We start from the raw sequence: 13,050 nt of genomic DNA on the forward strand, positions 1-13,050 counted from the left end.
ATCAGCTTTCCAGCCGCGGGCCGGGATGGAGCGCGATCGTGCCGTCGCTGTGGAAGTCGAAGCCGTGGAACGTGCCCGGCTCCAGCACGTTGCCGGCGAGGAAGCGCAGCACGGTGTCGTCCGGGTCGGTGACGTCGAGATTGGCACCCCACTCCCCACGGTCCTGTACGCCGCCGTGCCCGACCCCGAGCTCGTCGCAGCGCGCCGCCAGTGCGTGCAGCGTCGCGAGCGATTCGACCTCGAGGGCGAACGGGTCGAAGCCGGCCAGGTCCGGCCGGCTCGCACTGTGCGCACGCTCGCGCAGGGCGATGCCGAAGGCCCCGTCCGGGTCGACCAGCTGGACACCGCGCAGCTCACCGTCCTCGGCGAACTCCGCGACCAGTTCGAGTTCGAGCAGTGATCGGTACCAGGCGACACTGCGCGCGAGGTCGGTCACCGGCAGCTTGACGTGGCGGATCCTCCGCAATCCCAGGCCCATGGATCGATCCTGCCACTCCCGGGCCGCAAGGTCAGCGGATCCGGGTCGCCTCGAAATGCTGCGACGGGTTGGCGATCTCGTCCTGCGCGGCGACCAGCTGCAGTTCGGACTGGCCGGACTCGACGGTCTTGCTGAGCACGCCGTGCACGATCGCCGCGGTCTGGCTCAGCGCCGTGGGCAGGTCGGTGGTCAGCACGTGGGCCAGGAACGTCGCCGCGGTCAGGTCGCCGCTGCCGGTGAAGGTCTGGTTCAGCAGCGGCAGGGTGACCGACCAGGCCTCGCCCTCGGTGACCGTGATCATCTGCAGCCGGTCCTCGGCCACCAGGTCGTGCACGACGCTGGTCACCAGCACCGTGTCCGGACCCATCGCGCGGACCTCGTCGGCGGCGGTGATCACGTCGTCCAGCGTCTTCGCCGGCCGGCCGGTGAGGAACTCCAGCTCGAAATGGTTGGGCGTCAGGATCTGCGCGGCCGGCACCACCCGGTCCCGCATGAACTCCGGAATCCCTTCCCTGACGTACATTCCGCGGTCCACGTCGCCCATCACCGGGTCGCAGCAGTAGATGGCGTCGGGGTTGCGTTCCTTGACCAGCGCGACCGCGTCCAAGATCACCGCGCCGACGTCGGCCCCGCCCTGATAGCCGGACAGGACGGCGTCGCAGCGGGCCAGCACACCGCGTTCGTCCAGGCCCTTGATCACGTCGGCGACATCGGATGCGGCGAGCAGCGGGCCGCGCCAGCTCTCGTACCCGGTGTGGTTGGAGAAGTGCACGGTGAGCACCGGCCAGACCTCGACGCCGAGCCGCATCAGCGGGAAGGTCGCGGCACTGTTGCCGACGTGTCCGTACGCGACGGAGGACTGGATGGAGAGAATCGCGGTCACGGCACGATTCTGACACCCGCCACGATCCGGTTAGATATCCAGGTGAACACCGCATCCCCCGTCGCGGCGGAGCTCGACCGGCTGGTCGCCGAACGCCCCGAGCCCGGACCGGCCACCGTCTCGGTCACCCTGCTCAATGATCATGGCGATACGGTCGCCGAGGTGAACCCGGACGCCCAGCATTACGCGGCCTCGACGATGAAGCTGCCGCTGGTGCTGGCCGCCTATCGGCTCGCCGCGGCCGGCCGGCTCGACCTGGATGCCGAGCTTCCGGTGCACAACGAGTTCACCTCCCAGGTCGGCGGCACGTTCGGCGTCGTCCAGGAGGACGACTCCGATCCGGAACCGTGGGCCCGGGTCGGCGGTACGGCGACGCTGCGCTGGCTGTGCCGGCGCGCTGTCGTACGGTCCTCGAACTTGGCCACCAACCTCGTCCTGGACCAGGTCGGCCTGGCCGCGGTCGGCGAGGCGATCGCCGCCTGCGGCGCGACCGGGATCAGCGTCGCGCGCGGTATCAACGACTACGCGGCCCGGGACAAGCTGGGTGACGGCAACCTGATCACCACGCGCGGGTTGGCCGCGATCCTGTTCGCTCTGCACCGCGGCACGGCGGCCGACCGCGCCTCCTGCGAGGCCGTCCTCGAGGTGCTGGCGGCGAACGAGATGGGGATGGACCTGCGGGCCGGCCTGCCGGCGGGCACCTGGGTCGCGCACAAGAACGGCTGGGTCACCGACATCACCCACGACGCCGGCCTGGTCCGCCCACCCGACGCCCGCCCGTTCGTGCTCGCCGTCGCCACCACCGCCCCGTGGCCGAGCGAGGTGGCGCACGGCTTCATCGCGTCTCTCACGGCCGCCGTCTGGGAGCACCGGTCGACGCTCTGACGCCCGAAATGCAGTTGGTCGGTGACCGGCACGGGCGGTAGGTTGCTCTGGCCCGTGACACCGCCCGAGGAGGTGAGACCCATGAACGCTGTACCGATGTGGGTGCTCCCCCTTCGCGTCACGGTCGGGCGACCGAGCTAGGGGTCGCCGGGAGTGCCACAGTCCAGGCACTTCCGAAAGGCACCTCATGAACCCTTCCGCCACCCCCGATGCGCCGAACGCCTTCGACGTGATCATCGCCGGCTGCGGGCCGACCGGCGCCATGCTCGCGGCCGAACTCCGGCTGCACGACGTCCGGGTCCTCCTGCTGGAGCAGGAGACCGAGCCCGCCTCGTACGTCCGCATCGTCGCCCTGCACAGCCGCAGCCTGGAGCTGATGGCGATGCGCGGCCTGCTGGACCGGCTCCTCGCACAGGGCCGCCGGCGACCGACCGGCGCCTACGTCGCCGGCATCGACCGGCCCGCCCCGACAGACCTCGACACCGCCCATGCGTACCTGCTCGGCATCCCGCAGCCGATCATCGTCCGACAGCTCGAAGATCACGCGATCGCCCTCGGGGCCGAGGTCCGCCACGGTGCCGCAGTGGCCGGCTTCGAGCAGGACGACGAGGGCGTGACCGTCGAGCTCGCCGACGGCGCCAGCCTGCGATCGCGCTACCTGGTCGGCTGTGACGGCGCCCGCAGCACGGTCCGGCAGCAACTCGGCGTCGGCTTCCCGGGCGAACCGTCGCGGGCCGAGACCCTGATGGGCGAACTGCGGGCTGAGGCGGCGCCGGAGGAGATCGCCGCCAGAGTGGCCGAGGTCGGCGCGGACCACCAGCCGTTCTGGGTGCGACCGTCCGGCGGTGGCGGCTACAGCGTCGTCGTGCCGGCCGGCGAGGTGACCGACCGTACGGTGCCGCCCACGCTGGACGACTTCAAGCTCCGGCTGCGGGCCGTCGCCGGCGCCGACTTCGGCGTGCACTCGCCGCGTTGGCTGTCCCGTTTCGGCGACGCCACCCGGCTGGCCGAGCACTACCGGATCGGGCGGGTGCTGCTGGCCGGCGACGCGGCCCACATCCATCCGCCGGTCGGCGGGCAGGGCCTCAACCTCGGGATCCAGGACGCGGTCAACCTCGGCTGGAAGCTGGCCGCGCAGGTCCACGGCTGGGCCCCGGCGGGCCTTCTCGACACGTACCAGTCGGAACGGCGGCCGGTCGCCGCGGACGTCCTGGCCAATACCCGCGCCCAGCGGGAACTGCAGTCACCCGAACCGGGGCCGCGGGCCGTGCGCGACCTGATCACCGAGCTGATGCAGTTCGATGCGGTGAACCGCTACCTGGTCGAGAAGATCACCGCCATCGGCATCCGGTACGACCTCGGCGACGGACCCGACCTGCTCGGCCGCCGGCTGCCCGATCTCGACCTGACCCGGGGCCACCTCTACGAGCGAATGCGCAGCGGCCGCGGCCTGCTGCTCGACCGCACCGGACACCTGACCGTCGGCGCCTGGTCGGACCGGGTCGACGAGCTCCAGGATTCCGCAGCCGCCCTGGACGTGCCGGCGGTCCTGGTCCGCCCGGACGGCCATGTCGCCTGGATCGGCGAGGACCAGCCCGGCCTCGACGCACAGCTACGGCGCTGGTTCGGTCGCGGCTGAGCCGTTCCCCTGAGCTTGTCGAAGGGTCATGGCTCGATCCGGCCTGGCACTTCGACAAGCTCAGTGCGCGTCACCCGTCGGATCCGGCCCGGCACTTCGACAAGCTCAGTGCGCGTTCCACCTCTCGTCCCATTTCGGACGGCAACTATTCCGGTTGATGGCACCACTAAATAGGCTGACCGGGTTCCCGATCCCAAGGTGGTGACCATGCGGAACCGGCCGACAGCCTGGCTCGCGGTGGCTTGCGCGACGCTCTGTCTGACCCTTTCCCTTCCGACGGCGGCGGTCGCCGAGACCGCCCCTCCCCCGATCCGCACCGGCGATCTGCTGGTGCCGAACCACAGCTTCGAGGACGGCCTCGACGGCTGGACCCCGACCGACGGGCGCGGCGGCGCAGCGCCCTGCCCGGACGGACTCGAACTCGATCGCGACGGTGCCACCGACGGCACGCAGGCGCTGGCCCTGGGCGGTCGCGGCTGCGCGTCGATCGGTGCCCGCAGCGACGCGGTCCCGGTGACGGCCGGCGCGGTCCTGCAGGCCCGCGCGCACGCGACCGGCACCGACACGGCGTCCATCGGCCTGGTCTGGCTCGACGCCGCCGGCGCGGCCCTCGACGCCGTCTACGCCACGCACCCGCGAGGCACCGAGATCGTCACGGTCGCCGGCACCGCTCCGGCCGGTGCCGCCGCGGTCGCCGTGGAGCTCGGCGTGCGCCGCTCCGGTACCTACGACGAGGTGCTGATCACCGCCCCCGCCACCAGCGTCGGGCCGCAGATCACCAAGCCCGCAACGTATCTGGCGATGGGCGCGGGCGAGGACGAGACCGGCCGCAAGGTCGCCTTCTCGGTCGCGACCGGCTCGACCGGCAGCCCGGCCAAGCTGGTGATCAGCGACATCCTGAAGACCGAAGTGATCAAGACCGTCGACCTGCCCGGTGCGACCGGCTCCTGGACGGTCAGGCAGAACCCGGTGAACAAGATCGTCTACATCGGCACCTACGGCGCCGCAGCCCTCTGGTCCTGGACCCCCGGCGCCGCCGAAGCGGTCCGGATCGGCGCCCCGCCGATTGATCATTTCGGCTTCACCTACGGGCTCAGCTTCGGCACCGACGGCACCGTGTACGGCGGCGCCTGGGGCGAGCCGACCCAGGGCTACGCCGGCGCGGCGATCTGGAAGTACGACGAGCAGGACGGCTTCGCCGTCGTCGGGCCGAACCAGCTCACCACGGACGCCAACTACACCCGCTGGACCGCGTACGACGACGTGACCGACGCGGTGTTCACCGGCACCGGCACCAAGCCGCACCTCTACGGCTGCCCGGTCGACGCCGACGCGACCGGCGAGTGCAGCGACCTGACCTCGCTGCTCAGCCCGGAACAGCTGGCGCTGCCCTGGCTCTACGGCGGTTCGGCCGGCGACGGCTATGTCACCGTCTGGGGCGGCGACAGCAACAGCCGCGGCAACGACTACCTGACCGTGATCAAGGTCGGCAGGGACGCCGCCGGCAAGATCACCGGCGAGGTGATCACCGAGATCAAGGGCGTCGTCTACAACGGCGCCACCCGGCCGGTCGACGGCAAGATCTACTTCAACAAGGCCGGCGAGACGAACCTCCCGCTGCACTCCTACGACCTGGCCACCGGCCAGGAGACCGTGCTGAACGCGCCGGTCAACATCTACTCCCGGGCCTGGGAACTGATCGACCTCGGCGACCCCGCCTGGCCGGGCCTGTCGATCGTCGGCTGGAACTCGGGCGGCATCCTCACCGCGTACAACCTGCAGACCGGCAACTTCCAGCGCGGCCAGGTGCCGAACAACCCCGCGATGCCGATCGCAGCCAACTCGGTCGCGCTCGGCGCCGACGGCCGGCTCTGGACCGCCGGCTACCTGACCGGCGGCCTCGGCGCGTACACGCCGCTGCGGGACGACCGGCAGCGCACGTACCTGTTCGGCGGCCAGGCCGAACAGATGATCAGCTACCGGGGCCGGATCTATCAGGGCATCTATCCGTACGGACGGATCGACTCCTTCACGCCGGCCGAGATCGAGGCCGGCACCGCCCCGCGGCAGGAATGCACGATCGGTGATCATCAGAACCGGCCGTACGGACTGACCGGGCACGGCGACCGGATCTACTTCGGCAGCCAGGCCGACTACGGTCATGATCAAGGAGGCTTCGGCTACCTCGACCTGACCACCGGGACCTGCACCACCTTCCCCGGCGCCATCGGCCACCAGTCGATCAACGCCCTGGCCGCGAGCGGATCCAAGATCTTCGCCGGTGGCAACATCTTCTACAGCTACGACGGCGAACCGGTCGACGACCAGGCGAAGTTGTTGATCTTCGACGAGAGCACCGGCCAGGCCCGGACCGTCCCGTGGCCGATCGCCGGCACCCGCTCCGTGGACGCCGCCGTCACCGACACGACCGGCGTGGTCTGGTTCTACGCCAACGGCTGGCTGGCCGCGCTCGACCCCGCCACCGAGAAGTTGATCTTCTCCCAGGAGATCTTCCCGGACTGGAAGCCGGGTGAGCGGATCGCCGGCAACTACGCCCGGCTGGTCCAGCACCCGAACGGGTCGATCTACGGCGTCGCCGGCGGCCGCCTGTTCGGGTTCGACCCGGGCCGGACGCTCCGGGCGGGCAGCGCGACCGGGACTCTCGAAGTGCTCCGGCCGAGCGGCGCCGGCACCCATCTGGTGGTCGACGCCTACGGCGACCTCTATTCGGTCGCCGGGCCGCGGCTGCTCCGCACCGTGCCTCGGTGATCCCGCCGGCACGGGGAGCGGGAACTCCTCGTGCCGCCGAGGGTCCTGGACCGCCGCCGACCGGTCGGCGGGGGTTCAGGACCCGAGGTCGGAGAGGTCCATCCCGTGGGCCGTGACGAGGTTCGCCGTGCCGTCGGCGAGCCGGTAGGTGAGGCCGATGACGGCGGCCCGGCCGGACGCGGTGGCGGCGGCGAGCGCGCGTGAGCGGTCCAGCAGCAGATCGGCGGTGTACCGCGTGTGGGCGGCGATGAAGTCGGCGTCCTCGGCGCCGCCCTCAGCTCGGACCGCGAGCACGCTCGGCGTCACGCGTTCGACGACATCGCGGACATAGCCCGGAGTCGGCCGGCCGTTCTCCACGGCATCACGGGTCGCGGCGACGGCGCCGCAGGCGTCGTGGCCGAGCACCACGACGAGCGGGCACTCCAGCACCGAGACCCCGTACTCGATGCTGCCCAGGATCTCCGGCCCCAGGACATGGCCGGCCGTGCGCACCACGAACAGATCGCCGAGACCCCGATCGAAGATGATCTCCGCGGCCAGCCGGGAATCGGAGCAGCCGAACACCACGGCGAACGGCCGCTGCTGCGCCACCACCTGGGAGCGCCGGGCGGCATCCTGGTTCGGATGCTCGGGAACGCCGGCCACGAAACGGCTGTTCCCGGCGAGCAGGATGTCGAAGGCCTCACGGGGCGACAACACGGGAGCGGCAGTCACACCAGCACCTTACGCAACAGCCCGGACGGCGCCGGGATCGGACCGGTGGTCGGCTTCGGGTCGCTCACCGGCCGGCGAGCGACCCGAAGCCACGAAGGTGATGATCACGAAGCCGGCAGCAGCACCTGATCGATGATGTAGACCGTGGCGTTGGCGGTCTGCACGTTGCCGCACAGCACCTTGGCCTTCGGGCCCACGGTGAACTCCTCGCCGGAACCCGCCACCTCGATCGTTCCGCCCTGCAGCGTCTTGTGCGAGCCGGCCACCTCGTCGGGCGCGAGCCGACCCGGCACGACGTGGTACGTGAGCACCGTGGTCAGCAGCTTCTTGTCCTTCATCGCCTTGGCCAGGGTGTCCTGATCCATCGCCTTGAACGCGTCATCGGTCGGCGCGAACACCGTGATGTCGTCGGCGGAGTTCAGGGTGTCGCCCAGCCCGGCCTCACCGACCGCCTTGACCAGCGTGGTCAGCAGCGGGTTGGCGCTGGCAGCGGTGGCGACCGGTTCCTTGGACATCCCGTCGAAGGAACCCTTGCCCGATGTCGGAACCTTCGAGCAGGCCGCGCCGAACGGGGTGTCGGAGGCCTCCGACACCGACGGGCTCGGGCTCGAGGCCGGCGGAGCGGACGAGGATGGCGCCGCCGAACCGGCGGACGGGTTCGCGCCGGACGGGTTCGGGCTGCTGCACGCCGCCGCAGTGAGCGGGACGACGATCAGCGCCACCGCAGCGGCTGTCTTACGGAACGCGAACATGAGCTTCTCCTGATCTTGGTGTGGCACTGAATTGATCTTGTGGAGGATTCGGTCCCGGTGGCGGATCGGATTGGTCTCCCCCGCCCGGAAAGGGTCACAACCTGATCACGCGGCCGGTCCCGGATGATCATCGAGACATGCCGCTACTCCGTGCTGAAGATGATCTTGTGCCAGCCCCTGGCCCCGTCCGGGAACACCGGGGTGCGCTGCTCCGGCTGGACCTCACCGGTGCCGTCGGTGGCCCGCACCTCGGCGGTGTGCCGGCCGGGCGGGCCGTCGTGGCGGAAGCTCCACTGCCGCCACAGATCGACTCCGGCGTCGGTGGCGAGGGACGCCTGCTGCCACCGGCCGCCGTCGATGCGGACCTCCACCTGGGCAATGCCTCGGTGCTGCGCCCAGGCGATACCGGCGAGGACCGCCCGGTCGCGCGGGATCGTCGCCAGCGACTTCGGAACGTCGATCCGGCTCTGGGTCAGGATCGGCGCCTCGGTGGCCCAGTCACGATCCGTCCAGTACGCCGAGCGCGCTGCGTAGGTGGTGAACTCGATCCGGCGCAGCCACTTGGTCGCCGAGACGAACCCGAACAGTCCTGGCACGATCATCCGGGCCGGGAACCCGTTCTGGTCCGGCAGCACCTCTCCGTTCATGCCGACCGCGATCATCGCGTCCCTGCCGTCCAGCAGGGCCGCGAGCGGGGTGCTGCAGGTGTAGCCCGAGTCGAGGGAATAGCTGAAGGCCTGATCGGCACCCGGCCGGATCCCGAGCCGGTCGGCCAGTTCGGTGAAGGGCACGCCCAGCCAGCGGGCGGTGCTGACGTACCCGCCGCCGACCTCGTTCGAGACACAGGTCAGCGTGATCGTCCGCTCGATCAGCGGCAGCGCGAGCAGGTCGGCGTAGGAGAGGCTCAGCGGCCGGTCGACCATCCCGTCGAGGACCAGGGTCCAGCCCTCGACCGCGACTCGGGGCGTGGTCAGGCTGATGTCGACCCGGTAGAAGTCGGCGATGTCGGTGACGAACGGCGTCGCGCCGGGAAGCTCCGCGCCGGCCGGGATGGGTGGCGCCGGCGACACCGGGGCCGGCAGCCGAGCCGTGGCCGAGCCGGCACCACCGGCGCGCAACCGGGCCAGGCCCTCTCCGCCCGCTCCGCCGAGCAGCGCCCCGGCTCCCGCCCCGCCCAGCCCCAGCAGCAGGACGCGCCGGTTCCGGCGGAGTTCGGCGTCGGCCGGCAGCCCACCTTCCGCACTTCTCGGGCGGGCGGTCCGGGCCAGCAGCCGGAGCGTCACCGCACCGGCGACCGCCGCGGCCACGGAAGGAACCACATCGGCAGCGGCGGCGCCCGGCCGGAGGGCCGCCAGCACCGCGCCGACCAGGCCGAGCGCCGCGATGGCCGCCGTGGCCAGGATCGGCCGACGCCAGGCGAACTGGCCGATTCCGCCGGCCAGGAGGATCAGCACCGTCGCGATCAGACCGATCAGCAAGGGTTTGTCGTAACCGCCGAAGGTCCGCACCGCGAACTCCTTGGCGGGAGTCGGCGCAAGATCGATCATGGTCGATCCGACCACCAGCAGCGGTGACGTCGCCGGCCCGGCCACCACGGCCACCAGGTGCCCGGTCGCCAGCGCCACCAGGGCCGACACGATGCCGGCGAGGCCCCGCAGGCCTCGGCCGAAGGTCGGACTGGAGCGGCTCATGCCATGGGTTCGGCGCCGAAGCCCGGTCGGATGGGTCGGTCGCGGCTGTGCCGTTGTCGTGCGGGTGCCCGAGATTTACCGTCCGGGCCACCGAGTGTGGGTGGGGCCAATTAGAGTTGTGACATGTCGGCGGACCAGTCTTCCCGTACGGCGCGGAGACACCGCGCCCACTGGAAGCGCGGCGGTGCGTTCGACGAGTACGAGCCCGAGCACAACACCCACGTCCTGATCGAGCCCAACGAGGACCGCTGGGAGTGGCGGCGCAGGATCCGGCAGGACCCACGGAAGCTGGCGATCTACCGGGTCGGGGTCGCCGTCGCCGGGCTGTTCTTCATCATCCTCGGCGCCGTCACCGGTCCGCTGCCCGGCCCGGGAGGCATCCCGCTGGTGCTGCTCGGCCTGGCCGTCTGGTCCTCGGAGTTCCGCTGGGCGCACCGGTTGATGCGGCTGTTCCGGCTGATCCTGCGCCGGCTCGGCCGGTGGCCGTTGCGGCAGAAGGTCCTGCTCACCGTGCTGGCGATCTGCGTCGGGCTGACCGCCGCGTACCTCGGGTTCATGGTGTTCGGGGTGCCGCCCTGGATGCCCGGACCGATCGCCGACGTGCTCCGCCGGCTGCCGGGCGTCTAGCGGGATCGTGCGAGCCGCCGACTTCGCGTACTTCGACGCGCCGTTCCTCGCGTTCGCCCATCGCGGCGGCGCCACCTATCCGCCGAACCTGGGCCGGGAGAACACGCTGCACGCGTTCGCCGAGGCGGCCGAGCTCGGCTACCGCTACTTCGAGACCGACGTGCACGCGACCGCCGACGGGGTCCTGATCGCCTTCCACGACGACCGGCTGGACCGGGTCACCGACCGGACCGGGTTGGTCGCCGAACTGCCGTACGCGGAGCTGAAGGAGGCCCGGATCGGCGGCGTCGACCCGATCCCCCTGTTCGACGAGCTCCTCGACGCCCACCCCGGGGTCAGGTTCAACGTCGATGCGAAGTCCGACGCCGCGGTGCCGCTGCTGGCCGAGGCGATCCGGCGGCACGGCGCGATCGATCGGGTCTGCGTCTCCTCGTTCGGAGTCCGCCGGCTGCACCGGATCCGACGACTGCTCGGCCCGCGGGTGCCGACCGCGGCGAGCCAGGCCGGGATCGCCTGGAACCGGTACGCGCCCCGGCTGACCGCCATGATCAACTCGGCCGGCGCGGCGCTGCAGCTGCCGGTCCGGAACACGGTCGCCGGCCGGACCGTGACCGTGCTGACCCCGGCGTTGATCAAGGCCGTGCACCGGGCCGGCAAGCAGGTGCACGTGTGGACGATCGACGACGCCGCGGAGATGGAACGGCTGATCGATCTCGGTGTCGACGGCATCTTCACCGACCGGATCGATATCTTGTCCGATGTGCTGAACCGACGCGGGCTCTGGACCTGAGCCGCCGCCCATGGACCCGACTCTCCCCGCAGCGAGACCCCGCACCTCCAAACCCGGCCAGGTGCTGGCCTGGGCGCTCTGGGACTGGGGCTCGAGCGCGTACAACACGATCGTCGTCACCTTCGTCATCGCGCCGTACCTGACCGAGGACGTCGCGGCCGGCGCCCCGGCCGGTTCACTGTCCGGCGCGACCTGGCTGAGCATCGCGCTCGCCGCCGCCGGCCTGCTGATCGCCCTGCTGGCGCCGGTGGTCGGGCAGCGGGCCGACGCGGGCGGCCGGCGCAAGCTCAACCTCGCGCTCTGGAGCGCGCTGACCATCCTGTCGTCGGCCGGCCTGTTCTTCGTCGCCGACGAGTACTCCTACCTCTGGCTCGGGCTGGTCCTGATGGCCGCCGGCAGCGTGTTCTCCGAGCTCGCCGCCGTCTCGTACAACGCGATGCTGCGGCAGATCTCCACCCCGGCCACGATCGGCCGGGTCTCCGGCATCGGCTGGGCGGCCGGCTACGTCGGCGGCATCGGGGTGTTGCTCGGCGCCTACCTGCTGTTCATCCAGCCCGACGTCGGCCTGTTCGGCGTGACGGCCGACGGCGGCCTGAAGTACCGGGTGCTGGCGGTCGTCGCCGCCGTCTGGTTCGCGGTCTGGTCGATCCCGGTGCTCGTCGCGGTGCCGGAGATCCCGCCCACCGACCGCGCGGCGAGGGTCGGCTTCTTCGCCTCGTACCGGGTGCTGCTCCGGCAACTGCGCGATCTCTACGCCACGTCGAGGCACACCGTCTGGTTCCTGCTGGCCAGCGCGATCTTCCGGGACGGCCTGGCCGCCGTGTTCGCCTTCGGCGCCGTGCTGGCCCGCAGCGTGTACGGGCTCTCGGCCGGCGACGTGATCATCTTCGGCGTCGCGGCGAACGTGGTCGCGGCCGCGGGGGCCTTCGCGGCCGGGGTCGTCGAGGACCGGGTCGGCCCGAAGCTGATCATCCTGGTCTCGCTCGGCGGGCTGATCGCGGCGGCGATCGTCCTGCTCTTCTCGCACGGCTCGACCTTGTTCTGGGTCTTCGGGCTGATCCTCTGCCTGTGGGTCGGGCCGGCCCAGTCCAGCTCCCGGACCTTCCTGGCCCGGCTCGCCCCGGCCGGGCACGAGGGACAGCTGTTCGGCCTGTACGCGACCACCGGCCGGGCCGTGTCGTTCCTGGCGCCGAGCCTGTTCGGGCTGTTCGCCGGCATCTTCGCCAGTGACCGGATGGGCATCATCGGGATAGCCTTGGTGCTGCTCGCCGGGGCCGTCGCGCTGCTCCCGGTCCGCAGCCCGGTGCGCGAAACCGCACCTTTGTGACGATATGTTCACCCGTTCGGAACATTTCCGCAGACTCGGGAGTTGTGTTCTCCAGGGGACCATCCAAGTCAGGATCGAGTCGGGAGGACACGATGGCAGATCGCTCGTTACGGGGTTCCGGCCTCGGAGCCAAGAGCTTCGAAGATGAGACCGGAGTCGAATTCGCTCCTCGCCAGGAGATCGGATACGACTGCCCGAACCAGCACCACTTCGCGTTGACCTTCGCCGAAGAGGCTGAGATCCCCGCCCTGTGGGAGTGCCCGCGGTGCGGTGCGGAGTCGTTGCGCTCCGACGGCGAGCGTCCGGAGGCCAAGGACGAGAAGCCGGCCCGGACGCACTGGGACATGCTGCGCGAACGCCGGTCGATCGCCGAGCTGGAGGATCTGCTCAAGGAGCGGCTGGACCTGTTGCGGTCCGGTGCCCTCGGGCCGAACTATCTCTCCTCGCACTCGGCGAAGTCGGCCTAAACTCGGGTTCCACGCCAGCCTGGCCGTC

At 71.0% G+C, this 13,050-nt stretch carries 13 protein-coding genes; 8 read left to right on the forward strand and 5 right to left on the reverse strand.

Translation table 11 applies throughout. The features are described 5' to 3' along the window. Position 1: 1 nt before the first annotated feature. Both AC6CCG_RS19405 and pdxY read right to left on the reverse strand, forming a co-directional pair. Entirely contained in the window at positions 2-478 is a 477-nt protein-coding gene (locus AC6CCG_RS19405; protein WP_496656234.1) for a VOC family protein, read from the reverse strand. 31 nt (positions 479-509) lie between these two features. Continuing rightward, positions 510-1,361, reverse strand: a complete 852-nt coding sequence (pdxY, locus tag AC6CCG_RS19410) for a pyridoxal kinase PdxY (RefSeq protein WP_496656235.1) — start codon at positions 1,359-1,361, stop codon at positions 510-512. 42 nt (positions 1,362-1,403) lie between these two features. On the opposite strand from pdxY, the gene AC6CCG_RS19415 reads away from it, so the two are divergent. From AC6CCG_RS19415 to AC6CCG_RS19425, 3 genes are all read left to right on the forward strand, one after another. Beyond that, complete coding sequence (locus AC6CCG_RS19415; RefSeq protein ID WP_496656236.1) at positions 1,404-2,246, forward strand: serine hydrolase; 843 nt, start codon at positions 1,404-1,406, stop codon at positions 2,244-2,246. Between the two features lie 187 nt (positions 2,247-2,433). Further along, entirely contained in the window at positions 2,434-3,885 is a 1,452-nt protein-coding gene (locus AC6CCG_RS19420) for an FAD-dependent monooxygenase (protein WP_496656237.1), read from the forward strand. 207 nt (positions 3,886-4,092) lie between these two features. After that, positions 4,093-6,654, forward strand: a complete 2,562-nt coding sequence (locus tag AC6CCG_RS19425) for an NHL repeat-containing protein (protein ID WP_496656238.1) — start codon at positions 4,093-4,095, stop codon at positions 6,652-6,654. 75 nt (positions 6,655-6,729) lie between these two features. On the opposite strand, the gene AC6CCG_RS19430 is transcribed toward AC6CCG_RS19425, so the two are convergent. Both AC6CCG_RS19430 and AC6CCG_RS19435 read right to left on the reverse strand, forming a co-directional pair. Further along, positions 6,730-7,368 (reverse strand): carbonic anhydrase, encoded by a 639-nt coding sequence (locus tag AC6CCG_RS19430; RefSeq protein ID WP_496656239.1) that lies wholly within the window; start codon positions 7,366-7,368, stop codon positions 6,730-6,732. A 104-nt stretch (positions 7,369-7,472) separates the two neighbouring features. Then, positions 7,473-7,883 carry a fasciclin domain-containing protein gene (locus tag AC6CCG_RS19435; RefSeq protein WP_496656240.1) on the reverse strand — a complete coding sequence of 137 codons (411 nt, stop codon included), beginning with the start codon at positions 7,881-7,883 and terminating at the stop codon, positions 7,473-7,475. Between AC6CCG_RS19435 and AC6CCG_RS19440 the strand changes: the two genes are divergently transcribed. Then, a complete protein-coding gene (locus AC6CCG_RS19440; RefSeq protein ID WP_496656241.1) occupies positions 7,876-8,133 on the forward strand; it encodes a hypothetical protein in 258 nt (85 codons plus the stop codon). The two genes, AC6CCG_RS19435 and AC6CCG_RS19440, sit on opposite strands and share 8 nt — an antisense overlap. A gap of 130 nt (positions 8,134-8,263) precedes the next feature. On the opposite strand, the gene AC6CCG_RS19445 is transcribed toward AC6CCG_RS19440, so the two are convergent. Further along, a complete protein-coding gene (locus AC6CCG_RS19445) occupies positions 8,264-9,811 on the reverse strand; it encodes a molybdopterin-dependent oxidoreductase (RefSeq protein WP_496656242.1) in 1,548 nt (515 codons plus the stop codon). Positions 9,812-9,934: 123 nt separating this feature from the next. On the opposite strand from AC6CCG_RS19445, the gene AC6CCG_RS19450 reads away from it, so the two are divergent. From AC6CCG_RS19450 to AC6CCG_RS19465, 4 genes are all read left to right on the forward strand, one after another. Continuing rightward, on the forward strand, positions 9,935-10,438 hold the full coding sequence (locus AC6CCG_RS19450) for a PGPGW domain-containing protein (protein ID WP_496656243.1): 504 nt from the start codon (positions 9,935-9,937) through the stop codon (positions 10,436-10,438). 7 nt (positions 10,439-10,445) lie between these two features. After that, positions 10,446-11,228 carry a glycerophosphodiester phosphodiesterase family protein gene (locus AC6CCG_RS19455; RefSeq protein ID WP_496656244.1) on the forward strand — a complete coding sequence of 261 codons (783 nt, stop codon included), beginning with the start codon at positions 10,446-10,448 and terminating at the stop codon, positions 11,226-11,228. A 10-nt stretch (positions 11,229-11,238) separates the two neighbouring features. Then, positions 11,239-12,555, forward strand: a complete 1,317-nt coding sequence (locus AC6CCG_RS19460; protein ID WP_496656245.1) for an MFS transporter — start codon at positions 11,239-11,241, stop codon at positions 12,553-12,555. A 92-nt stretch (positions 12,556-12,647) separates the two neighbouring features. Further along, positions 12,648-13,022, forward strand: coding sequence for an RNA polymerase-binding protein RbpA (locus AC6CCG_RS19465; protein WP_179758106.1), 375 nt, complete (start codon positions 12,648-12,650; stop codon positions 13,020-13,022). The last annotated feature ends 28 nt before the right edge of the window (positions 13,023-13,050 follow it).

The organism is Microlunatus sp. YIM B11417, from assembly GCF_059617205.1.